At 62.0% G+C, this 23,362-nt stretch carries 21 protein-coding genes; 6 read left to right on the top strand and 15 right to left on the bottom strand.

Annotation, left to right across the window (positions count from 1 at the left end; all coding sequences use genetic code 11):
• Positions 1 to 72: 72 nt before the first annotated feature.
• Together R1A29_RS03240 and R1A29_RS03235 are read left to right on the top strand one after the other, a co-directional pair.
• Positions 73 to 1,356 (top strand): methyl-accepting chemotaxis protein, encoded by a 1,284-nt coding sequence (locus R1A29_RS03240; RefSeq protein ID WP_438300644.1) that lies wholly within the window; start codon positions 73 to 75, stop codon positions 1,354 to 1,356.
• Positions 1,357 to 1,381: 25 nt separating this feature from the next.
• Positions 1,382 to 1,993, top strand: a complete 612-nt coding sequence (locus R1A29_RS03235) for a methyl-accepting chemotaxis protein (protein WP_438300643.1) — start codon at positions 1,382 to 1,384, stop codon at positions 1,991 to 1,993.
• Between the two features lie 131 nt (positions 1,994 to 2,124).
• On the opposite strand, the gene R1A29_RS03230 is transcribed toward R1A29_RS03235, so the two are convergent.
• From R1A29_RS03230 to R1A29_RS03205, 6 genes are all read right to left on the bottom strand, one after another.
• Entirely contained in the window at positions 2,125 to 3,498 is a 1,374-nt protein-coding gene (locus tag R1A29_RS03230; protein ID WP_438300642.1) for a DUF1329 domain-containing protein, read from the bottom strand.
• A gap of 31 nt (positions 3,499 to 3,529) precedes the next feature.
• Positions 3,530 to 5,488, bottom strand: coding sequence for a DUF1302 domain-containing protein (locus R1A29_RS03225; protein ID WP_438300641.1), 1,959 nt, complete (start codon positions 5,486 to 5,488; stop codon positions 3,530 to 3,532).
• A gap of 45 nt (positions 5,489 to 5,533) precedes the next feature.
• Complete coding sequence (locus R1A29_RS03220) at positions 5,534 to 6,820, bottom strand: phospholipase (protein WP_438300640.1); 1,287 nt, start codon at positions 6,818 to 6,820, stop codon at positions 5,534 to 5,536.
• Positions 6,821 to 6,936: 116 nt separating this feature from the next.
• Entirely contained in the window at positions 6,937 to 8,505 is a 1,569-nt protein-coding gene (locus R1A29_RS03215; RefSeq protein ID WP_438300639.1) for an FGGY-family carbohydrate kinase, read from the bottom strand.
• Positions 8,506 to 8,525: 20 nt separating this feature from the next.
• Entirely contained in the window at positions 8,526 to 10,121 is a 1,596-nt protein-coding gene (locus R1A29_RS03210) for a glycerol-3-phosphate dehydrogenase/oxidase (RefSeq protein ID WP_438300638.1), read from the bottom strand.
• Positions 10,122 to 10,126: 5 nt separating this feature from the next.
• Positions 10,127 to 11,722 carry an FAD-binding oxidoreductase gene (locus R1A29_RS03205; RefSeq protein WP_438300637.1) on the bottom strand — a complete coding sequence of 532 codons (1,596 nt, stop codon included), beginning with the start codon at positions 11,720 to 11,722 and terminating at the stop codon, positions 10,127 to 10,129.
• 211 nt (positions 11,723 to 11,933) lie between these two features.
• Here R1A29_RS03205 and gliR point away from each other — a divergent pair, with 211 nt between their 5' ends.
• The gene (gene gliR, locus R1A29_RS03200; protein ID WP_438300636.1) at positions 11,934 to 12,965 is read left to right on the top strand and encodes an AraC family transcriptional regulator GliR; all 1,032 of its coding nucleotides are present in this window, start codon (positions 11,934 to 11,936) and stop codon (positions 12,963 to 12,965) included.
• Positions 12,966 to 13,167: 202 nt separating this feature from the next.
• Here gliR and R1A29_RS03195 read toward each other — a convergent pair whose 3' ends face one another.
• The 4 genes from R1A29_RS03195 to R1A29_RS03180 all read right to left on the bottom strand — a co-directional run bounded on the left by R1A29_RS03195 (position 13,168) and on the right by R1A29_RS03180 (position 17,338).
• Entirely contained in the window at positions 13,168 to 13,536 is a 369-nt protein-coding gene (locus R1A29_RS03195; protein WP_438300635.1) for a glyoxalase superfamily protein, read from the bottom strand.
• 117 nt (positions 13,537 to 13,653) lie between these two features.
• On the bottom strand, positions 13,654 to 15,111 hold the full coding sequence (locus R1A29_RS03190; protein ID WP_438300634.1) for a D-aminoacylase: 1,458 nt from the start codon (positions 15,109 to 15,111) through the stop codon (positions 13,654 to 13,656).
• 1 nt (position 15,112) lies between these two features.
• On the bottom strand, positions 15,113 to 15,973 hold the full coding sequence (locus tag R1A29_RS03185) for a MurR/RpiR family transcriptional regulator (RefSeq protein ID WP_438300633.1): 861 nt from the start codon (positions 15,971 to 15,973) through the stop codon (positions 15,113 to 15,115).
• Positions 15,974 to 15,988: 15 nt separating this feature from the next.
• Positions 15,989 to 17,338 (bottom strand): GntP family permease, encoded by a 1,350-nt coding sequence (locus R1A29_RS03180; RefSeq protein WP_438300632.1) that lies wholly within the window; start codon positions 17,336 to 17,338, stop codon positions 15,989 to 15,991.
• A gap of 257 nt (positions 17,339 to 17,595) precedes the next feature.
• Between R1A29_RS03180 and R1A29_RS03175 the strand changes: the two genes are divergently transcribed.
• Positions 17,596 to 17,757, top strand: a complete 162-nt coding sequence (locus R1A29_RS03175) for a hypothetical protein (RefSeq protein WP_170929807.1) — start codon at positions 17,596 to 17,598, stop codon at positions 17,755 to 17,757.
• Between the two features lie 9 nt (positions 17,758 to 17,766).
• Here the strand turns inward: R1A29_RS03175 and R1A29_RS03170 are convergent, their stop codons facing one another.
• The 4 genes from R1A29_RS03170 to R1A29_RS03155 form a co-directional block, all read right to left on the bottom strand.
• On the bottom strand, positions 17,767 to 18,384 hold the full coding sequence (locus R1A29_RS03170) for a Fic/DOC family protein (protein ID WP_438300631.1): 618 nt from the start codon (positions 18,382 to 18,384) through the stop codon (positions 17,767 to 17,769).
• A 142-nt stretch (positions 18,385 to 18,526) separates the two neighbouring features.
• Positions 18,527 to 19,420, bottom strand: a complete 894-nt coding sequence (locus R1A29_RS03165) for an NAD-dependent epimerase/dehydratase family protein (RefSeq protein WP_438300630.1) — start codon at positions 19,418 to 19,420, stop codon at positions 18,527 to 18,529.
• Positions 19,421 to 19,523: 103 nt separating this feature from the next.
• Entirely contained in the window at positions 19,524 to 20,435 is a 912-nt protein-coding gene (locus tag R1A29_RS03160) for a LysR family transcriptional regulator (protein ID WP_007953823.1), read from the bottom strand.
• Between the two features lie 60 nt (positions 20,436 to 20,495).
• Entirely contained in the window at positions 20,496 to 21,086 is a 591-nt protein-coding gene (locus tag R1A29_RS03155; RefSeq protein ID WP_265812382.1) for an NAD(P)H-dependent oxidoreductase, read from the bottom strand.
• Positions 21,087 to 21,287: 201 nt separating this feature from the next.
• On the opposite strand from R1A29_RS03155, the gene R1A29_RS03150 reads away from it, so the two are divergent.
• A complete protein-coding gene (locus R1A29_RS03150) occupies positions 21,288 to 21,602 on the top strand; it encodes a putative quinol monooxygenase (RefSeq protein ID WP_438300629.1) in 315 nt (104 codons plus the stop codon).
• Here the strand turns inward: R1A29_RS03150 and R1A29_RS03145 are convergent.
• Positions 21,592 to 22,356 (bottom strand): sulfite exporter TauE/SafE family protein, encoded by a 765-nt coding sequence (locus R1A29_RS03145; RefSeq protein WP_438300628.1) that lies wholly within the window; start codon positions 22,354 to 22,356, stop codon positions 21,592 to 21,594. The two genes, R1A29_RS03150 and R1A29_RS03145, sit on opposite strands and share 11 nt — an antisense overlap.
• An 82-nt stretch (positions 22,357 to 22,438) precedes the next feature.
• Here R1A29_RS03145 and R1A29_RS03140 point away from each other — a divergent pair, with 82 nt between their 5' ends.
• Positions 22,439 to 23,320: a LysR substrate-binding domain-containing protein gene (locus R1A29_RS03140; protein ID WP_438300627.1), complete on the top strand. Its 882-nt coding sequence runs from the start codon at positions 22,439 to 22,441 to the stop codon at positions 23,318 to 23,320.
• Positions 23,321 to 23,362: the final 42 nt, after the last annotated feature.

The following is a 23,362-nucleotide window of genomic DNA, read 5'->3' as shown; positions in this document are numbered from 1 at the left end:
TGGCTCAAAAAAACAACAATCTTCCAGCCTGACCGACGATCAAGACGCACAACGTTTTCTGGAGGAATTGTGATGAATAGCTGGTTCGGCAACATCAGCGTGAACCTCAAACTGGGGCTGGGTTTCGGTCTCGTCCTGGCCCTGACCTGCATCCTTGCCCTGACCGGCTGGACCAGCCTCGGCGGCCTGATTGACCGCAGCAACTGGATGAGCGACATCACCCAGCTGAACGCCGGCCTGACCAAGCTGCGCGTGGTGCGCCTGCAATACATGCTGACCAACGGCGATGAAACCGCCGCACAAAACGTGCAGACCACCCTCGACGGTTTCGCTGCACAGCAACAAGCGCTGATCGGCAAATTCAAGAGTCCGGAAAACGTCAAGCTGCTCAAGGAGCAGGCGGCGACCATCGCCGAGTACCAGACGTCCCTGAACAAGATGCGCAACGCCTACCGCACCGGCAACACCGCGCGCGACACCATGGCCGCCAATGCCGAGACCGCGTACAACCTGATCGAATCGATCAGCAACCGCGTGCAGCAAATGCCGCTGAGCGATGCACGTTTCGAACAGTTCCAGGCCATCACCGAAGCCAAGGAAGCGTTCATCCTGGCGCGCTATGAAGTGCGCGGCTACACCGCCACCGCCAATGCCGACACCGAGCAGAAAGCCGTCGGCCAACTGGATGTGGCCATCGCCAGCCTGAAACAGCTGAGCGTGCATTTCTCCAGCACCCAGCAAGACACTCTGCGTCAGCTGGAAACCGCGCTGACCAACTACCGCAGCGCCCTGCAGGCGTTCAAGAACGCCAACAGCGAGGCGGTGCAGGCACGCAAGGAAATGACCGACCAGGGCGCCACCATCGTGACCCTGAGCGAGCAGCTGTATCAGATCCAGCTCGACCGTCGTGACATCGAAAGCGCTCAGGCCCGCACCTTGCAACTGATCAGCACGCTGCTGGCGTTGCTGGTGGGCGTCATCGCGGCCTTCATCATCACCCGCCAGATCACCCGTCCGCTGCAGGAAACCATGGCCGTGGTTGACCGTATCGCCAGCGGCGACCTGAGCCACAACGTGATCGTCACCCGCCGCGACGAACTTGGCGTGCTGCAACAAGGCATCGCGCGCATGGGCGTGACTCTGCGCGACCTGATCAGCGGCATCCGCGACGGCGTGACCCAGATCGCCAGCGCCGCCGAGGAGCTGTCGGCGGTGACCGAACAGACCAGCGCCGGCGTGAACAGCCAGAAGGTCGAGACCGATCAGGTGGCCACCGCCATGCACGAGATGACTGCCACGGTGCAGGAAGTCGCGCGCAACGCCGAAGAAGGCCTCGCAAGCCGCAGCCGCCGCTGACGGCGAAGCCCGCGAAGGCGACAAGGTGGTGAACGAAGCCATCGCCCAGATCGAGCGTCTGGCCAGCGAAGTGGTGCGTTCCACCGAAGCCATGAGCGTGCTGCAACAGGAAAGCGACAAGATCGGCAGCGTCATGGACGTGATCAAGGCCGTGGCCGAACAGACCAACCTGCTGGCCCTCAACGCCGCCATCGAAGCCGCCCGTGCCGGTGAAGCCGGTCGCGGCTTTGCCGTGGTCGCCGACGAAGTCCGTGGCCTGGCCCAGCGCACCCAGAAATCCACCGAAGAAATCGAAGGCCTGGTGGCCGGTCTGCAAAACGGCACGCAACAGGTTTCCGCCGTGATGAACAACAGCCGCGCCCTGACCGACAGCAGCGTCGCCCTTACCCGCAAGGCCGGCGACTCCCTGGAAAACATCACCCGCACGGTGTCGAACATCCAGTCGATGAACCAGCAGATCGCCGCAGCCGCCGAACAGCAAAGCGCCGTGGCCGAAGAAATCAGCCGCAGCATCATCAACGTCCGTGACGTGTCGGAACAGACGGCGGCGGCGAGTGATGAGACGGCCAAGTCCAGCGTTGAACTGGCGCGGTTGGGTGGGCAGTTGCAGCAGATGGTGAGCCATTTCCGCGTCTGACCGGCAACCAGCGCTGAAGCGAAATCCAATCGCGGGCAAGCCCGCTCCCACAAGGTTCTGAGGCGTGCACAGATACTGTGTTCAACTCTTTACCTGTGGGAGCGGGCTTGCCCGCGATTGCGTCAGGCCACTTAACGAGTCCCCCGCTGCCGCAACGCCGACGGCATGAAGTACGAATCCTCCGGCACCGGTTGCGAGAAGTCGACGGTGGAGGCCTCTTCGTTATCCAGGTTTTGCACGTAGTACCGGCGGGCCTGCAAGTCGTGGAAGACGTCCAGTGCGCTCCAGGTGGTGGGCAGGTCGTAGAAGTTTTTCAGGTAGGCCATCGACACGCGCCACAACTCCCCTCGCCCGTCGTACTGGTCCACCAGCGCGGCGCCCCAGCTGTCTTCGTCGAGGAACAGCACTCGCTTGGAATAGACATGCCGCGCGCCCGGCTTGAGCGTGCCCTCCACCACCCAGACCCGGTGCAGTTCATAGCGGGTGTATTGCGGGTTCAGGTGGCCGGGGGTGAGTAGCTGGGCGTATTTCACGTCGGGGCTGCCGACTTTGTAGTTGTTGTAGGGAATGTAGATCTCCTGCTTGCCCTTGAGCTTCCAGTCGAAGCGGTCGGGCGAGCCGTTGAACAGGTCGGTGTCGTCTGCGGTGCGCAGGCCATCGGAGGAGGCGATCGGCGTGTCGTACGCCAGGTTCGGCGCGCGGCGGACGCGGCGTTGGCCGGCGTCGTAGATCCAGGCCTGGCGCGGGTCCTTGAGCTGGTCCAGCGTCTCGTGCACCAGCGCGGCACCACCGGCGAGGCGTGCCGGGCTTTTCACGAAGGCGAGGTAGTAGAACAGGATGTTTTTCAGGTCGGCGAACTGGCCGCCCGGGCGGTAGTAGTTGAAGAAGCCTTCCTGCTGCGAAGTCACCAGCGCGAAGCTGCCGTTGCGTTGTACCGGTGCTTCGGAAGCGCGACGGACGACGTAGATGCCGCGATAGCGAGTGATGTGATTCCACAGCACTTCAACCCCATCCTTCGGTACCGGAAACGGCACGCCGCCATAGGCATCGGCAAATCCGCTGCCGCCCTCCAGCAGTTTGGCCGAGGTCGCATTTTTCAGGGTGTTGTCATACAGCCACTGCGGCGCCGAACCGGATCGGCGCGAAGGATAGACCGGCATCTGGAACGTGTCGGGGTAGCTGTTGAACAGGGCGATCTGACCGGGGGTGAGATGAGCCTTGTACTGGTCGAGATTGGCCTTGGTGATGGTGAACAGCGGTTTGTCCGTCGCGTACGGATCGGGGTGATGCTGGCCGGGTTTGTAACCGGCCGGCGCCTGGGTGATGCCGCCGGTCCAGGCCGGAATGGTGCCGGCAGCATTGCCGGCGCGCTCGGCGCCCATGGGGGTCAGCGTGGTTTTCAGTTGTTCGGCCTGCTGGGGCGAGATGGCGGCCAGTGTGCTTGCGGCGGTAAGGCTCAAAAGCAGCGCCAGTGTGGTCTTGGTCAGTCGTGATGCAGGAAACATGTTCGTTCTCCGAATTCAAAAACCTGTGGGCTCACAAGAAATACTTGAGGTTGAACCCGACGTTGTCGCGGTCGCGAATGCCGTTGTTCTGCCCGCCGCCCCAGAACTCGGTGTACTGCAGTTCGGCTTCGAGCTTGTTCTGGTAGTTGGCCTTGACCCCCAGCGTGTAGGCCTTGCGCCCGTCGATGGCGTTGCCGGCCTGGTAGCTGTTGCCCTTGAAGTCGTCCTTGTAGACGACGTAGGGCGAGACGTTGATCCCGGCGTACACATCGTTCCAGGTGCCGTTGAACATCACTGTGTAGCTGTAGGAATTGCGGTTGACCTGATCGTCGCGATCACCGCCGGACACATACGAAGTGTTGCCGGCGCCGGCGTAGTAACGGGTGCTGCCGTCGTAGGCGGTGTATTGCAGGCTGCTGCCGCGCAGGTGCTCGGAGGCCAGTTCGAAGATGCCGAACATCGAGTCGAACGAAAGCGTCGGCCCGAAGTTGTAGATGCTGCCCAGCGAAGTGTTGAACGCCTCCACCCGCTCGGCGTTGTTGATCTGGCTGTCGAGGGTGACCATTTGCCCGCCGACGTTGATGGCCTTGCCGGACACCGCCGCCGCAGCACCGTTGGCCAGGTCGCCGATCAAGTCGTTGGTGGCGGCGATGCCGATGGGCAGGTTCGGTCGATAGGCCAGTTCACCGAACACCGAGGCATTGCCCAGCGTGGTATTGAAGCTGAAACCGTACATGCGGATGTCTTCGGCGTAGCGCCGATGGGCCTGGATGTTGCCCATCACATCGGCAGTCGCCAGACCGTTGGCGAGGGCCCCGGCCTGACTGCCGGCAACGCTGGAGAGCATGTTGGTCAGGGCATTCATGTCGATGCCCTTGTAGCCACCGAGGTCGGCGGCAATGGTCGGTTCCTTGGCGTGGTAGTTGACCATGTACAGGCCGAACTCGGTGCTGTTGAGTTCTTCGGCGATGTAGCGAAAGGCAAAACCGAACTGGCCGTCGTTGCGCGCGTTGTAGTCCTTGCCGATGGACGCCACTTTCAGGGTGTTGCCATAGGCCGGGGTCACGCCGTTTGCATAGAGACCGGTGGATTTCAGCGCCGGGCCGAGCAACGGGTTGTTGCCCAATGCGCTGTACAGGCCGATGACATTGCCGAACCCTGGCACCGGCGTGTCGAGGGCAGTGCCGCTGAAGTTGTTGTAGGCGGTGTTGCCGCCGTCGGCGAACAGGTCGGTCTGCGAGTAGAAGGTGCCGACCGGATCAATGCGGGTTTCCTTCCAGTTGGTCTGGTAGAAACTTTCCATGGTCAGGCTGTCGGTCAGGCCGATGTTGAAGCTGACCGCCTCCACCGGCATCAGCACTTCCTTGACCTCGGCGCCGGGCAAGCGATATTTCGCGGCGTCCACCGGGTTGGTGGTGTTGATCCCGCCGCGATAGAAAATCCCCTCGCCCCAGTTGAACACCTGACGCCCCACCCGCGCCGTGACCGGCATTGTCGCGACGTCCCAGCTGCCATGGACGTAGGCGTCGAGCATCTCGATCCGGCTGCCGGCGATGTCGCGGGTCTGGCTGGTGAAACGGTCGTCCTGGGGATAACTCTGGCTTGGCTGCGACGGGCTGTTGTTGTGGTAGTAGTCGTTGCGCTTGTCCATCAACTGGGTGTCGTAGAACGCCGTGCCGCGCAGGAACATCCCGTAGTTCTGGTAGTTGGCCTCCAGCTCCGAAGTGATCTTGTACACCTCGGAAACCAGCCCGGTGTCGAAGTTGCGATTGCCGTCGTTGGTGTTGACGTCATCGTTGTTCTTGTCCCGGCCCTGGACCCGCCACAGGCGGCCATAGGACAAGGTCGTGTCGAGCGAGCCGGTGACCTGATTGTCCAGCACGCTGAACTCGGCGGCCTGCACCGCATCGACTGCGCAGAGTTGCAGCAGCCCTGCCAAACCGACACCGGGGAGCGCTACGCCAGACAGGCGCAATCGAGTGTTGATCATCTGTTCCTCCTTCCCTGTTCTTATTGTTGTGTGTTGCCGCGATGCTCAGGGCGCCAGTCCCGCGCTGACATAAATCCGGCTGTGGGCGCCGAAGTGGCCGAGCAGTTTGAGCAGTTGCCGGTTCAGTTGCGGATGGTCGAAATTCTCTTGCTGCAACTGATTGCCCGCGCTGAAATCGCTGGTGACCGGGGCCGTCTCCAGCCATTGGCCGATGGCTTCATCGAAGGCGGCGGAGTCGTCGACGGACTCGGCACTCACCACCTCGCGCAGGTAGTCCACCGAGTACGGCGGGTAATGCGCGTCCCCGGCGGCATCGGCGTAGGCGTCGAGCATCGGATGCGGCTGACCGGCGCGCAGCACTCGACGCAGCCAGGTCGACTGGTATTTCTCGACTTCCATGTGGCGGGTCGCGACCCGTTCGATGGACGCCTGTTTGTCCTCCGCAAAACCGGCCAGGGCCTTGCCTTCCAGCAGCAGAAGGCTCGGCAGTTCGACGCCCGGTAACGGCTTGGCGTGATACGGCTGGGTCAGGTCCTGAACGTGGTGCAGGCCCCAGCCGAGAAAGCGATAACCCCAGTAGGAATGACCCGTGGCAAACGCCAGTCGCGCCAGCCCCATGTATTGATACGCGCGCCAGTCCGGCCAGCTGCGCTCGAGAAATCCGGCAGCCGCATACACCACCGGGCTCTCATGGAAGAAGCCCATGTGGAACGGCGCCTGGGAGCTGTACTGGAAGCGTGCATCGCCAAACGGCTGCGGACCGAAGCCGTACAACGCAGCGACTTCGCCGGGGTTGTCGCTGAACAGATTGATGTCGTGACCGTAGTCCGGCTCATCGGCGGCGCTGGCCAGCACGGCGAGGGGCGCGACTTTTTCGTGATCGGCCACGCGAATGAAACGCTGGCGATTCCACGGCGAAAGCGTCTGCTCGACCATCACCTGATCGGCCTGCAAGTGTTCGCGTTCGGGCAGGTCTTTGCCCGGCAGCGGCTGGATGACCATTGCCAGATGGATCAGCGGATTGATCCGCAGCGCGGTGAGGAAGTCGTGGCGCAGATTGTCGCCCGGCGTGGCGGGCAATTTGAGGTTGTCGGGGCGCGGCGGGTATTGCTTGAAGTGTTCGCGGGCGAAGCGTTCCTGCTCATCGAGCAATGCGACGATGGCCGGATACTGCTCGGAGAGAAACTGCTCCAGCGGTTCGACCTCGACGAGCGACGCATCGCGCAGAGCCGGCAGGTCCTGCAACGCCAGGTAGCTGCCCACCGTATGGTTCGACCAGCCCCACGCCGTCGGGGCCATTGCGCAAAGCAGCAGGAGGGAGATCAGCTTCATTGCTTCTGGTTCTTGTTATGTGTGCCGTGGGGATCGAGCCTAACAATCGACCCCGCCCCTGACACTGTCCGATCTCACCAGAAAAGTTCTCCGATAGCGCCACGCGCGCTGTTCATTCAGGCCGGGTAACCGGTGATCTTGCGGATGCTCTGGTACAACGGCTTGAGCTGCCGGTACATGCGCAGATAGACGTCCTTGTACAGTCGCTCGTAGACCTGCTGCGCTTCGGGTTGCGGCTGAAACACAGCACCAACCCGGGTCATCGCCGCAATTGCCGTGGGGAAATCCGCGTGCAACCCCAGCCCCACCGCACAACAAATCGCCGCCCCCAGACCGGACGCTTCATAGACGTGCGGACGCTCCGCCGGCAGGCCGAAAATGTTCGCCGTCAGTTGCATCGCCGCATCACTTTGCGAGCCGCCGCCAGCGACCCGCAGACGGGTGACGGAGATCTTCGAGCGCTTCTCGATTTTCTCCATGCCCTGACGCAGCGCATAGGCCAGGCCTTCGAGGATTGCCCGGTAAATGTGCGCGCGGGTGTGCACATCACCGAAGCCGATCATCGCGCCTTTGGCTTCAACGCCCGGTTCGCGAATCCCCGGCGACCAGTAGGGTTGCAGCATCAATCCCATGGAGCCCGGCGGCACCGCCTCGACCAGCGCATCGAACAGTTGCTCGGGCTCGATGCCCTGCTCTTTGGCCTGCTGCATTTCCCGCAGGCCGAACTCGTTCTTGAACCAGCTGACCATCCAGTAGCCGCGATAAATCATTACCTCGCAGTTGTACTGATCCGGCACCGCCGACGGGTACGGCGGAATCAACGGGACGATTTCCAGATAACGCGAACGGGTGCTGGTAATCGTCGCCGTGGTGCCGTAGGACAGGCACACCGTGCCCGAGTCGACGACGCCGGAGCCGAGCACTTCACAGGCCTTGTCGGCACCCGCCGCGATCAGCGGAATGCCTTCGGGAATGCCGGTGTGGCGACTGGCTTCGGCACTGATATGGCCGAGGGTTTCACCGGGTTTGTGCAAGGTCGGCAGTTGCTCGGGACGTACCGCCAGCGCCTGCCATTTCCAGTCACGTGGAGCGGCCCAGCGCAGACGTTTGAAGTCGAACGGCAGGTAACCGACGCAACAACCCACCGAGTCGACAAAGCGCCCGCACAGGCGATGCGTGAGAAACCCCGAAAGCAGCAAAAACTTGTCGGTCGCGGCCCACACTTCTGGCTGATGGCGGGCGATCCAGTTGGCCTCGGCCTGGGCGCGAAAGTAATCCACGGTGGCCTGCGCGCCGGCCAGTTTGAACAGCCAGCCCCACGGCCCCTTGATCCCGCCTTCGACTTCGCTCTGGCGCTGATCGAGCCAGAGAATTGCCGGGCGCAGCGGCTTGCCCTGCGCGTCGACGTTGATCACCGTGCCGCGCTGGGTGGTCAGGGAAACCCCGGCAATCTGAGAACGATCGATGCCGGTTTGCGCCCACACCTGCTGGCAGGCCTCTCCCAGTTTCGCCCAGTAATATTCCGGATCCTGTTCGGCCCAGCCCGGTTGCGTCGAGTAATAGGCCTGCAATTCAACCTTGCCCTTGCCGAGCAGATTGCCCTGCAAATCGAAGAGCAGCGCGCGCACGCTCTGGGTGCCATTGTCGATGGCCAGCAGGTAACGCTTGTTTGGGTGGTTGTCCATGGAGCTCTCTTCGAGGGGCATCACTGCGCGATTTCCGGCAGGCCGTGATGGCGTTGCCATAACGCCTGATAGCGTTGCTGTTCCTGTTGCCAGCGCTCGTCGTCCCAGCCCAGTCGTGATTGGCAGAGTCGGCGAATGGCCGGGAAATAATCGGCGCCGCCATGGGGCAGCAACAGGCCGAGACGGGTGCGACGCAGCAGCAGGTCGTCCAGATGCAGGACCATTTCCGCTTCGCAGGCGAAGGCCAGTTCGGCCCACAAGGTGTCGGTGGCGCCAACCGTTTCATGGCTTAGTTCGGTGAGCAGTTGCGCCAGCCTTGGCAGGTCCCGGCCATGTCGCCCGGCCAGGCGTCGCCACTGACCGGGGCTGAGACCGTGGATCACCAGTGGCGGCACGGCGGCAAATACCGGCGCGGAATCGTCATCGAAGGAGCGGCCGAGCATGTCGGCGCAGGCCTTGAGCACTTCGATGGCTTGCGGGCGGAACGTCGTGAGCTTGCCGCCGGCCAGGGTGACGCAACCCGGCTCCTGCCACAGCACATGTTCACGAGTTTCGTTCGACGGTTTGTCCTGATGCTCACCCGCCGCACTGCCCACCACCGGGCGCACGCCGGACCAGGTTGAAAGCACGTCGGCGGCTGTCACTTCAGCGCCGGGAAACTGCTGTCGGCACGCGGCCAGCAGATAGTCGAGTTCTTCGCCGCTGATGCTCGCGCTCTGGTCCAGATTCTCGCGATGATCGAGGTCGGTGGTGCCGACCACCGTGGCGCCTTCCCACGGGAAAACGAACACCGGCCGCCGGTCCTGCTCGTGCATGAACGTAAAGGCCTGCGCCACCGGCAAGCGCCAGCCCGGCAGCAGCAAATGACTGCCGCGCAATGGGCGCAACTGGCGGGGCGCTTCCGGTGGACGCAGGCGTTCTGCCCAGGCGCCGGTGGCTACCGCCAGCACACCACATCGCAATTGCAGCGATGCGCCGGCCTCGCAGTCCTCGACCTGAACTCCGCACACCCGTCCGTTTTCCCGCAACAGATGTTCGACCCGCATGCCGTTGAGCACCACCGCGCCATCGGCCCGCGCTTCGCTCAAAACGCGCATCACCAGCCGTGCGTCATCGGTCAGCGCATCGACGAAACAGGTGCCGCCCAGCAGGTCGTTTTCTTTCACGCCCGGCGCCAGAAATCGCAGCTGCTGCGCGTCATGGAAACGATGGTCGCGGCGCCCGGCCAATGCGTCATAGACCGACAGCAAACCACCCAGCACCCGAGGCCCGGGGAAGCCGCCGCGATAGTGCGGCATCATGAAACTCATCGGCTCCACCAGCCCTGGTGCTTCGTCGAGCAGACGCTGGCGCTCGCGCACCGAATCCCGGGTCAGCCGCCACTGGCCCTTGGCGATATAGCGCAATCCGCCATGAACCATTTTCGAAGACCGACTGGAGGTGCCCCAGGCGAAATCACGCTGCTCCAACAGCAGACAACGCCAGCCACGGCGCGCGGCTTCACGCAGGATCCCGGCGCCGCTGATACCGCCGCCGATCACGATCAAATCCCAGGTTTCAGCCGCCAGGGTCGGCAGGATTTGCTGGCGCCATTCGGCGTTCCAGTCCGCACTCATGGCGGTCACTCCTGCAACAGCGTGCCGGGGTTCAGGCGCCCGGCCGGGTCGAAGTGCCGGCTCAGCACCTGCAAGGTGTCCATCGCCAGCGCGCCTTTTTCGCGCAGCAGGTACGGCGCGTGATCCTTGCCCACGCCGTGCTGGTGGCTGATGGTGCCGTGGTTGTCGACGATGGTCTGGCTGGCCGCGTGTTTGAGGGCCTTCCAGCGGGCCAGCGTCGCGGGATAGTCCGCCGCCGGGCGAAACACATAAGTGGTGTAGATGCTTGAGCCTTCGCCGTAGACGTGGGACAGATGGGTGAACACGTGCACCCGTTCGCCCTCGGCCGCCAAGGCATCCCGCAGGCTGTTTTCGATCAGGTTGAGCAAGTTGTCGACGTTGCTCCAGTCGGTGGCGGTTTCGAGGGTGTCGACCACGTAACCGGCGTTCCACAGGTTCTCCCGCAGATACGGAAAGCGAAAGCGGTTCTGCGCCCACTTCTTGCCAAGCAGCGTGCCGGTGAACACCCCTCCGAAGGCCTTCAGATGCTGACGGGCCTGGCTCAGGGACAGCGCATTCTGCTTGCGATTGCCGGTCACGCCGAAGGTCAGCAGGCACTTGCCCTGCCCCGCGCCGCGCAGGTTCAGGTACTTCTCCAACCAGGCGATCTGCTGTGGATGGCCGGCCAGCGCCAATTGGGTTTCAGTCTCCACCGCGTTGGACAGGCGCAGCATCGACAGAGGCACCCGCGCTTGCGCCAGTTGCCGGATGGCTTGCAGCGCCTTGCTCCAGCTGGGCAGAAAAACGCCGTAGAAACGCTCATCGGCCGGCAGCGCGCTGACCCGCACCTTGACCTCGGAAATGATCCCGAAACGCCCCTCGCACCCCAACACTACTTCGCGCAGATCAGGGCCGGCCGCCGAGGCCGGGAAGGTTGGAATCTGTAGCGGCCCGGCAAAGGTTTCCAGGGTTCCGCCGGCGAACAATTGCTCGATCCGCCCATAGCGCAGCGATTGCTGACCGCTGGAGCGACTGGCCACCCAACCGCCCAGCGTCGACAGCTCCCACGACTGCGGGAAATGCCCCAGCGTGTAGCCACGGGCGCGTAGTTGGCTTTCCACCTGCGGGCCACTGGCGCCGGGGCCGAAAGTCGCCAGCAGGCTTTGTTCATCGAGGTCGATCAGGCGGCTCATCCGCGCCAGAGACACCGTCACCACGGGCCGCGCAGAGTCCGGCGGGTTGATGTGCCCGGCCACGGACGTGCCGCCGCCGTAGGGAATCAGGCACAGGTCCTGCGCCTGGGCGAGCGCCAGCAACTGGCGGATGTGGTCGGCGGTTTCCGGGAATGCCACGGCGTCGGGATAATTGCCTAGCGCCCCTTCACGCAACGCCAGCCAGTCCGGCAGGCTCTGGCCCCGGGCATGCAACAAGCGATCATGGGCGTCGACGCTGTACAAGGCGTGTTCCGCCAGCCGCGAAACAGGCACGCGGGCCAGCGCCGCCTCAAGCGTTGCGTCGGGCAGCGCACGTCCCTCCCCCAGTCGCTCATGGAGAAAACTTGCGCCCTGGGCCGGCAGTTCGACCACCGTGGTTGCATCTCCCCAGCCGTTCCAGCGTCGCATGCGTGTGTCCTTCTGTGCAGTCTGATCAGTGAGATTTCAGGCCCTCATACTAGTCAGCCGGCGGAAAGTGTCACGGTCGCATCCGGCCAGTTCGAGTAGCCAATTGAGTCAAACGTCGCGCAAGCGTCAGCCATTTACTTTAGTCGTGGATTCAAATTACCTTTCAGGGCGCTCATCCGCCCGTGGCGGCCTCGATCAAGGGAATTCGGTCATGCAATCGCTCGGCTTCACCTCTGTTCCGCCCCTGCTCAAATACCTGCGCCATGCCGAACACCTGGGCCTGGCCATCGAGCCTGCGTTGGCGGCGGCCGGGTTGCAGGCACAGCAATTGAGCGACAACAGCCTGCGCCTGCCGGGTGAAACCCATGAACGGTTGCTCGACTACTTTTGCGAACACTCGGGCGATCCGCTGTTCGGCCTCAATGCCGCGAATTTCGTTCTGCCTAACTCCTGGAGCGTGCTGGGCTACATCACCATGAACTGCGCGACACTGGGCGACGCCATGAGCCGCATCATGCCGTTCGAAAAACTGGTGGGCGACATGGGCGTCAGCCGCGCCGAGGTGCAGGACAGCCACGTGCACCTGATCTGGAGCTGTCGTTTTGAGCGCCCGCGAATTCGCCGGCATCTGGTGGAAAACGTCCTCGGCTCCTGGCTGCAATATGCACGCTGGATCGCCGACACCCAGTTGTCGCCGGCCGCCGTGTGGCTGGAACACTCACGCCCGGCGGACACGACGCTGGAACAGTACGAACAGTTTTTCGAATGCCCGGTGCTTTTCGATCAGCCGTATTCCGCGCTGATCGTACCGTTACCGTATTTGCAGTTGCCGCTGCGTCAGGCCGATGCGCATTTGCTGCGCACGCTGGAGGAACACGCGCAAAGTCTGATGGCGACACTGGAGGATGCGTCGCTGGAGCAGCGGGTCAAAAGCATCCTGCGCCAGTTGCTCAAGGAAGGTCTGCCGCGCAAGGAACAGGTGGCCGAGCATCTGGCTGTCTCGGTGCGCACGCTGCAACGCCAGTTGCATCAGGCCGGCACCTCGTATCAACAGATTCTCGATGACTTGCGCCAGGAACTGGCCGAGCATTACCTGCTCAACAGCACCTTGCCGATTCAGGACATCGCCCAGTATCTGGGCTTTACCGAGCCGCGCTCGTTTCACCGCACCTTCAAGAGCCGGCGCGGCATGCCGCCTGGTGAGTTTCGGCAGACTCACCGGGTCAGTGGTGGTGCCGAATAAGTGTGCGACTCACAGCCCCCTCACCCCAGCCCTCTCCCAGTGGGAGAGGGAGCCGACCGCAATATGCTAACGATCTACGCCGACCTGAAAGAAATTCTGTGAATCCATAATCGCCACGATCTTTCAGGTCGATGTATGGCGATAAACACCTCGGTCAGTCCCCTCTCCCCTGGGAGAGGGTTAGGGTGAGGGGGCTTTTGGCTCAGAGGCTGATCGCGTTGGTGAACACCAGGCGATTGCCGAACGGGTCGGCGATGGTCATGTCCTGGCTGCCCCACGGCATGGCCTGAATCCCCGGGTACGAGAACTTGTAGTTCTTGGCGACCAACTGCTGCTGGAACGATTCCAGTTCATCGGTCTCGATCCGCAGGGCCGAACCCGGTGTTGCATCGCCATGATGCTCGGACAGGTGCAGCACACATTCGCCCCGGGAGACTTGCAGATACAACGGGAAACCGGGTTCGAAACGATGCTGCCAATCGATCTTGAAACCGAGGAAGTCGACATAGAACTCCAAGGCCTTGGCTTCATCGAAAATCCGCAGGATCGGGGTGGTTTTGCCGAAGCTCATGGGGTGCTCCCTGACTGATTGGCCCCGCAGTGTAGCCGGGGTAGATGTCAGCAATTCGGCTTGGTGATGGCTTTCTTTAATCGCAATGTGCCATCACTGTGACGCAATCCGCGAAACTCAGTGAAAGTTGTCACGCAGATCACCCTCACGCGCCAGAAACCGCCCTGCCCTTTGCCCGTTGGCCTGCCCCTCGCGATAACTCAGCACACCGTTGATCCACACGCCATCGATGCCTTGCGCGGCACGCTGCGGGTCGCTGAAATCCGCCACGTCATGCACGGTTGCCGGATCGAACAACACCAGATCGGCCCAGTGTCCTTCACGAATCTCGCCGCGCTCCTTCAAGCCGAAGCGCGCCGCCGACAGACCGGTCATCTTGTGCACGGCGGTGTGCAACGGAAACAGGCCGACGTCTCGACTGAAATGGCCGAGCACCCGTGGGAAAGCGCCCCACAGACGTGGGTGCGGGAACGGGTCTTCCGGCAAGCCGTCGGAGCCGACCATCGACAGCGGATGGGCGAGGATCCGGCGCACGTCGTTCTCGTCCATCCCGTAATACACCGCGCCCGCCGGTTGCAGACGTTTGGCGGCATCGAGCAGTGGCATCGTCCATTCGGCGGCGATGTCGATCAAATCGCGACCGCCCATTTCAGGATGGGGTGTCGACCAGGTAATGGTGATGCGGTGGGCGTCGGTGACCTGCTTCAGATCCAGCGTCGAAGAACTTGCCGCGTAGGGGTAGCAATCACAGCCGACCGGGTGGGTTTTCGCCGCCTCTTCCAGCGATGCGAGCAACTGCGGACTGCGTCCCCAGTTACCCACGCCGGCACACTTGAGGTGGGAAACGATCACCGGCGAGCGGGCGTGGCGGCCGATGCGAAAGGCTTCGTCCATGGCCTCCAGCACCGGTTCGAATTCACTGCGCAGATGGGTGGTGTACACGGCACCGAACGCGTTCAATTCTTCAGTCAGCTGCATGACTTCATCGGTGGACGCGGAGAACGCGCTCGCATACGCCAGCCCTGTGGATAAACCGAGGGCGCCCGCTTCCAGACTTTCACGCAACTGCTCGCGCATCGCGGCGATTTCATTGTCGGTCGCCGTGCGAAACAGATCATCGAGGTGATTGCTGCGCAGCGCCGTGTGCCCGACTAGCGCTGCCACGTTCAGCGTGGTATTGGCCGCTTCCACTGCTGCGCGGTAGTCGCTGAAACGTGGATAGACGAAGGCGGCGGCCGTGCCGAGCAGGTTCATCGGATCAGGTGGATCGCCCTTGAGACTGACCGGTGCAGCGCTGATGCCGCAGTTGCCGACGATCACCGTGGTCACGCCCTGGCTGAGTTTGGGCAGCATCTGCGGCTGGCGGATCACCACGGTGTCGTCGTGGGTGTGCACGTCGATGAAGCCTGGCGCCAGCACGCGGCCGGCGGCGTCGATTTCATCGGTGGCGCGGGCATCGCCCAGATCGCCGATGCGCGCGATGCGGCCATCGAGGATTGCCACGTCAGCGGCGTAACCGGGAGTGTTGCTGCCGTCGATGACCAGGGCGTTGCGAATCAGTGTGTCGTACAGCATGTCAGTCTCCCAGCGGCAGGTGATCGTCGCCGCCACGGTATTCGTCGAGGGCGAGTTTGATCCGCCGCAGACGTTCTTGATTGTCTTCAGGATTGGCCAGCGCCAGCTCGGTGGCCAGCACGTCGATGGCGAGCAGCATGCCGTAGCGCGCCGCCGTCGGTTTGTAGATGAACGAGGTCTCGGCGCCTTGCAGCGGCAGGACGATGTCGGCCAGTTCCGCCAGCGGCGAGTCGGCGCGGGTGATGGCGAGGATCCGTGCACCGTAGTTGCGCGCCAGCGCCACAGTTTCCAGCAATTCCGGAGTGAGGCCAGTCAGCGAGCAGACGATCACCACCTGCTCGGCGCTGAGGCTGGCGGCGGTGACGCGCATCATCACCGCATCGTGGCACACCGCGATCGGGTAGCCGAGGCGTACCAGCCGCACCTGCAACTCATCGCTGCACAGGGTCGAGCAACCGCCGATGCCGAAGGCGTGAATCATCCGCGCCTGACCCAACAGCTTCACCGCATCGGCGAAGCGCGACTCGTCGAACGCCGCCAGATGCTGGCGCAGGGTGCTTTCGATATCGCCGACGATCTGCCCGTAAAACGCCGACTGTTCGGGCGTGCCCGCTGGGTCGAGGAAACGGCTACCGACGCCACTGGCCTGAGCCAGTTGCAGGCGCAGATCACGCAAGTCGCGACAACCGACGGTACGGGCGAAACGCGACAGCGTGGCGGTGCTGACATCGGCTCTTTGTGCCAGTGCATCAAGGCTGGCGGAGGCGGCAAATCCTACGTCGTCGAGCATCAGACGGGCGATGCGTCCTTCACCGGCGCTAAAAGAATCCTGACGGGCGCGGATCTGATAAAGGATGTCCATGGCGGATAACTCCGACTACAGCAGGTAAGAAAGACCGACGGTCAGGGCGAAAGCGACAACCGAAATCAGGGTTTCCAGCACCGTCCAGGTCTTGAACGTCTGGGCCACCGTCATGTTGAAGTATTCCTTGATCAACCAGAAGCCGCCGTCGTTGACATGGGAAAAGATAACCGAGCCCGCGCCGGTGGCCAGCACCAGCAGTTCCGGGTGTGGATAACCCAGGCCGATGGCCACTGGCGCCACCACGCCGGAAGCCGTAGTCATGGCAACGGTGGCCGAACCGGTGGCGATGCGCATCAACGCGGCGAACAACCAACCCATGATCAGCGGCGACAGGTGAAATTCGTGGGCCAGGCCGACGATCTGATCAGTGACGCCGGCGTCCACCAGTATCCGGTTCAGGCCGCCACCGGCCCCTACCAGCAAGGTGATGCTGGCGGTCGGCGCCAGGCACTCATTGGTGAATTTCAGGATCGATTCACGGTTGAAACCCTGGGCCAGGCCCAACGTCCAGAAACTCAACAACGTCGCCAGCAACAGCGCGATCACCGAGTTGCCGATGAACAACAGAAACTGGTTGAAACCACTGCCCGGCGTGGAAATCAGATTGGCCCAGCCGCCAATCAGCATCAGCACCACCGGCAACAGAATGGTCGCCATGGTGATGCCGAAACCCGGCAGCTTGTCGCGCGGCTCGCGGTCGAGGAATTGTTTTTCCAGCGGGTTATCCGCCGGCAACTGAATGCGCGGCACGATGAATCTGGCGTACAGGGGACCGGCAATGATCGCCGTCGGAATACCGATGGCAATCGCGTAAAGCAAGGTCTGCCCGACCGACGCCTGATAAGCCTGCACCGCCAGCATCGCCGCCGGGTGCGGCGGCACCAGCGCATGCACCACCGACAGACCGGCGACCATCGGCAGACCGACCATCAGGATCGACACGCCCACCCGCCGCGCCACGGTAAAGGCAATCGGCACCAGCAACACGAATCCGACTTCGAAAAACAGCGGCAGCCCCACCAGAAACGCGATGCACACCATCGCCCAGTGCGCGTTCTTCTCGCCAAAACGTTCGATCAACGTGCGCGCCATCTGCTCGGCCCCGCCGGACTCGGCCATCATCTTGCCGAGCATCGTCCCCAGCGCTACCACCAGCGCGATATGTCCCAGCGTCTTGCCCACCCCGGCCTCATACGCCCCCACCACGCCAGACGGCGGCATCCCCGCCACCAGCGCCAGGCCAATGGAAATCAGGGTGATGACAATAAACGGATTGAGCCGGTAACGGGCGATCAGAACGATCAGGGCAATGATGGCAACGGCGGCGTACACCAGCAGCCAATGGCCGAAGGACGGTGTCATGCGGTACTCCTCGAAAGGGTCACGTTCGAATGGTTTGTGAAACTCATAAATCATTTCGAGATCGAGTTTTCAAACGAAGTGAAAGTAATTTTCGTGGAGGGACAAGGGTTGTCGCTTTTGGGTATGTCTTGTCGTGAATAATGAAAATCGCGGGGTGGGATTTTCATGACCCGGCTGAATGTTTCGCCCAGGCCACAAGGTTTTCAACATCAGTCAAGACGCTATACTCGACTGACGCTTCCTATCGAGTTCCTGACATGACTGCTTCGCGCCGCCGCCCCAAAAAGCTCACTGCCGAAGCATTGATACGCGCGATTGCCAGTTCGACAGCCATCGAAACGGGTCAGAGCGTTGAATCGATTGAACGCAAGCTGAAGCTCAAGGACAGCAAGTTTCTGCATCTTTCTCTGGCCAAATGAGATCGTCACTCAAGTCCACAATGCCTGCCGAACCCAATACTCCATGGGTTCGTAATTGCAATTCAGCCCTTGATTGATTGCCGCAAAATAAGCCTCTTTGTTTCGCTCCCAACTGCTGTAGTCGAGCGGCACATACTCCGCCTGCACCGCCATGACATCCGCCAACAATCGCGACAAGCGCCCATTACCCTCGCGAAATGGATGAATCAGGATGAACTCCACGTGCGTGACAGCAATGGCGTGGATCAGGTTTTCATCCAGATCAGGCTTGCAGGGTGTGTACTTGCCAAGACAGTCCCTCTCGAAACCATCAAGCAGTCGGGGAATCTGCGGTGCTGCGGCAAAGAAAAAGCCATCCTTCCCCATATTCACCGCACGCACATCGCCGGCCCATGAATAGAGATTGCCCAACCAGTGTCGATGCCACTCTTTCAGGTCCTGAACGGTTAATGGCCGATTTGGCAAATGCTCGATGAGCACGAACTGGTACAACTTTTCCAATAGGATGAGCTCTGCGTCATCCATGTCTTCAGGATCGGTTATCCCTAATTTATTGCTCAGTACCTGTTCGTCGGAGCCTGGTTCATAAGAAGTTTGCGAGCCCTCGGCATCATAACGATCAACCATCCTTGCGCCTCCTGGTGCCGCTGAACATTGAAAAGCGCCCGGTGGTTGGCCCGGCGCCAAGACAAATCCAAAAACACAAACGGCTGCCCAAAGGCAGCCGTTCACAGGTTAGTCGCAAAGCCCTCGCGGGTTTAATCAACCATCACACCATTTCGTTACGAATCCATTCAACCACCGACGTGCGCTTCGGCGCCCAGCCCAGCAGTTCGCGGGCGTGTTTGCCGCGTACGCGGCTGTTGGAGCCGAGGCCGTAGTTGGCCATTTCATAGCCCCACTCGGCTTCGGCGTCTTTCAGCGGCCAGTCTTGTGGCTCGCCCTGATTCAGGGCTTCGGCCATGGCGGTGGTCATGTCGATAAACGACGCTTCGCCGCTTTCGACAAAGTAGAACGTGCTCGGGACGTTTTTGGTCAGAGCCAGCAGATACAGCGAGACTACGTCTTCGATGTGCACGTTGGACCAGATGTTCTGCCCAGTGCCGACGTGACGCACTACGCCGCTTTTGCGTGCCTGTTTCAGCAGGCGCGGCAGTTGCACGCTGTCGCGATTGACGCCCAGGCTGTGGCCGTAGATCAGGGTGTTGCAGATGACGGCCGAGTTCACGCCGTCCTTCGCTGCGGCGAGGATCAGGTTGTCGATGGCGACACGTGCAGCCTTGTCGACGGTCGGCTCCGGCAGGTTGTCTTCGAAGTAGATGACGTCGCTGGATTTGCCGCCCGATGCATCACCGACGATGCTCGAACCGCTGGTGTGCAGGAACACTTTATTCGAGCCGCGCAGGGCATCGAGCAAGGCTTCGACCGCACCGCGATGGTCGCTGCTGGCGGCGTTGATCACGGCGTCGGCGGCGTGGGCCTGTTCGGCCAGCAGTGCCTTGTCGTCGAGGGTGCCGATCACCGGGGTGATGCCCAGTGCTTTCAGCTCATTGGCCTGTTCGGCGCTGCGCACCAGACCGGTAACCGTGTGGCCGGCCTGGACCAGACCGGTGGCGATGGAGCCGCCGATAAAACCGGCAGCGCCGGTGACGAATACGTTCATGGAGAAACTCCCTGCGTGAATAAGTGATGCAACGAGTATCGACCGCCGAGCACGGTGGAAAAACCCGCCCACAACCAAATCACTGTTGCGCAGGGGTCACGAATCAGCCTTTGAAATCGGCGCTGGCGTAAGCCGCCAGTTTGCTCTGAATGAAATCCAGGAAGCACTGGATGCGCAGCGCCAGTTGCGAGTTGCGGTAGTACACCGCGTTGATCGGCTGGCGATAACCGCTGTTGAATTCCGCCAGCAACACCTTCAGGCGCCCGGCACGAATGTCGTCGATGGTCATGAAATGCGAGAGGCAGGCAATGCCCTGGCCTTCCAGTGCCAGATGCCGGACCGTCTCGCCGCTGGACGCGCTGATCGCCGGGGTGATCGGCCAGCGGTCGCCGTGCACGTAGCGCAGCGGCCACTGGTTGAGGCCTTCGTTCTGGGTGAAGCCGAGCAAGGTGTGTTCGCTCAGATCGGCAACCTGGAGCGGTGCACCGTGTTTTTCCAGATAGGCGGGACTGGCGACGATCAGCAGCGGACTGCAACCCAGCGACCGGGCATGCAACGTCGAATCGGCGAGAGTGCCGATGCGGATGGCGACGTCGGTGCTTTGTTCCAGCAGGTCAATGATCAGGTCATTGCTGTTGAGTTCGAGCTGAATGTCCGGGTACAGCCGCCGGAATTCGTCGATGTACGGCACGATGGCGTGGAGCATGAACGGCGACGCGGCGTTGATGCGCAGTCGTCCTGATGGCGTCTGTTGACGTGAAGAAAGACGCTCTTCGAGTTGATCCATCTGATCGAGAATCAGCTTGGCCTGCTCGAAGAAATACTTGCCCTCCTCGGTCAGGTCCATGCGCCGCGTGGTGCGGTTGATCAGCGTGGTGTCGAGCTTGGCTTCCAGCCGCGACAGCGTGCGGCTGACGGCCGACGGCGTCTGTCCGACCTGCTCGGCGGCGGCGGAGATCGAACCGCATTCGATCACGCAGACGAAAATCTGCAACTCATCGGATCTGGCTTTCACGGGTGTCCTCGAATCGAAAGGCCTGCTGCACAGGCTCAGGCCTTCGATAGTAGCCGAGCGTCAGGCCTTGAGGCCAAACACCTCGCTCAGGTGCTGCTCGTAACGCGCCACATCCGCCTCGATGTTCGGGCGCTTCATCACGTCCACACAGAGGAACGTCGGCAGGCCGGTCATGCCGAGGAACTCGTTGGCCTTGTGGAACGGGAAGTACACCGCGTCCACGCCTTTGGCTTCGAAGAAGTCGGTCGGATCATCGAACGCCTGCTGTGGCGCATTCCAGGTCAGCGACAGCATGTACTGCTTGCCGTGGATCAGACCGCCGCTGCCGTACTTCTGCGACGAATCGGAACGGGTGCGGCCGTCGCTGGCGTAGAGGCTGCCGTGGCCTTCAGTGAAGACTTCGTCGATGTACTTTTTCACGGTCCACGGCGCGCCCATCCACCAGCCCGGCATCTGATAAATGATCACGTCGGCCCAGAGGAATTTGGCGACTTCTTCGGCGATGTCGTAACCCTCGTCGATGAAGGTGGTCTTGACGTCGACACCGCCGCGATCCAGCACGCTCAACGCCGCTTCGTGCAGGGTGGTGTTGTAGCGACCGTCAGAGTGGGCGAATTTTTTACCGCCATTGAGCAACAGCACTTTTTTCATGGGACAGCCTCGATCGGATGCCGATGCACAGCGCAGAGCGCCGGATGGACAAGGGGAGAAATTGGATGGCGGCAGATTAACGTTGCGCCTCGCGCGGAATAAGCCGCGGTTGCGCAAAATTCATTTGAGTAAAACGCACGAATCGATTGCCGATTGTTGCCGTAGGATTGGCCGCCATCTGAATCTGAGGAGTTTTTTGCGATGAGCGAACGCCAGGGTTTCATCCTGCACGCCAAGACCCGCCCGGAAAAAGCCGAGGCCTTCGAAGCGTTTTTCCGCGCTTATGTCGAGCCGAGCCGCGCCGAACCCGGCTGCATCGAGTACCACATGCTGCGCGACAAGGAAGATCCGACCCTGTTTATCTTCTACGAGATCTGGGAGACCCAGGCGCATCTGGACGTGCACTCGAACCTGCCGCACATGCAGCAGTTTCTCGCTCAGCGCATGGAATATCTGGAGCGGGATTTCGATATCCGCCCGATCGAGATGCTCAGCGTTTCGTCCGCTAGCCGCTGATCAAGAGATGGGCGCCGAGCGCGCCCAGACCGATGAAGAACACCCGCTTGAACAGCACCGCGCTGATACGCTGGCGCAGCCACTGCCCGAGCAGCATGCCAAGCATCGCCGGGATCAACGCCAGCAGCGAAGCGCTCAGTTCCGCACCGCCCAGTGAACCGCGCCAGAGCAATCCACCGGCCAGCGCCAGGGTCGATATGGTGAAGGACAGGCCCAGCGCCTGCACCAGTTCATCGCGACTCAAACCCAGTGCCTGCAGATACGGCACCGCCGGAATCACGAACACCCCGGTGGCCGAAGTGATGACGCCGGTGATCACCCCACACAGCGGCCCCAGCCATGGTTCATGGCGGCGACTGACACTCAGCGTCGGCAGGAACAATCCACTCAGCGCATAGAGCAACAACGCCGCGCCGAGCCCGCGCACCACCCAATGCCCGCCCGCCATGCCGATCCACAAGGTGCCGATGGCCGTACCGAGAAAGATCGCCAGCAGCATCGGCCACAGCCGTTTCACCAGCCCGCGCAGATGCCCGCCGAACGCCAGTTGCCAGAGGTTGGTCAAGGTTGCCGGAATGATCAGCAACGCCGCAGCCTGCGACGGCACCATAGCCAGACCGAGCAAGCCCATGGCGACGGTGGGCAGGCCGAGGCCGATCACGCCTTTCACCAGACCGGCGAGGACGAAGGTCATCAGCACCAGCAAAGACAGGGCCAGACCGAGGTTTTGATAGAAATCTGCGAGTGCGTTCATGGCGATACTGTGCGCCTGCGCGGATGAACTGAAAATCTGTCTTACACTGAGGCAGCCTCTCTTTCAGCAAGAGTCACCCGCCATGCACTTCGACCTCACCGACCTGCGCCTGTACCTGCACATTATCGACAGCGGCAACATCACCGCCGGCGCCGCACGCAGTCATTTGTCACTGGCGGCGGCCAGTGCGCGGATTCGAGCGATGGAGGCTTCGCTGGGCACCGAGTTTCTTGAGCGCGGGCGCCGTGGTGTCACGCCGACGCCAGCCGGCAAGGCTCTGGCGCAACATGCGCGGCTCCTGCTGCAACAGGCCGAGCGCATGCAGCAGGACTTGAACGAATACTCCCGGGGCGTCAAAGGCCAGGTGCGTCTGTTGTGCAACACCACGGCCATCAGCGAATACCTGCCGGAAGTGCTGGCGGATTTCCTGCGCGAACATCCCAACCTCGACATCGACTTGCAGGAACTGCCCAGCGCCCGCATCACCCACGCCTTGCGCCAGGGAGCGGCAGACCTGGGCATCGTTTCCGACGCCGTGGACACCCGGGACTTGCAGACCCGGATCTTTCGCGACGACCCGCTGGTGCTGCTCGTGCCACCGGGCCATGCGCTGGCAGAACGTCTCTCGCTGACCTTTGCCGAAACCCTGGCCCATGACTATGTAGCGCTGGGTGCCGACAGTGCCTTGGCGATTCATCTGGAGGAACAGGCGCTGCACATTGGCCAGCGCATGGCGATCCGCATCCGCGTCGATGGCTTCGATGGCCTCATGCGCATGGTTGCGCGCGGCGCGGGGCTGGCGATCGTACCCAAAGTGGCAGTTGAGCGCTGGCCGCGGATGAACTCATTTATCTGTCTGCCGCTGGATGACGCCTGGGCCAGGCGGACACTGCATCTGTGTTCACGAAATTTCGCTCATCTGCCGGCCTATAGCCAGGCCTTGCTTGATGCTCTGACGCCTTGACTCTACCGCTAGGGGCAGACTCTATCCTGTGAGCTTCTTTTC

The organism is Pseudomonas sp. NMS19W (genome assembly GCF_051554255.1).
In the GTDB taxonomy this organism is placed as follows: Bacteria; Pseudomonadota; Gammaproteobacteria; order Pseudomonadales; family Pseudomonadaceae; genus Aquipseudomonas; species Aquipseudomonas kribbensis.
The sequence above is the reverse complement of the archived record's forward strand: the minus strand, read 5'-3'. Positions and strand labels throughout refer to the sequence as shown.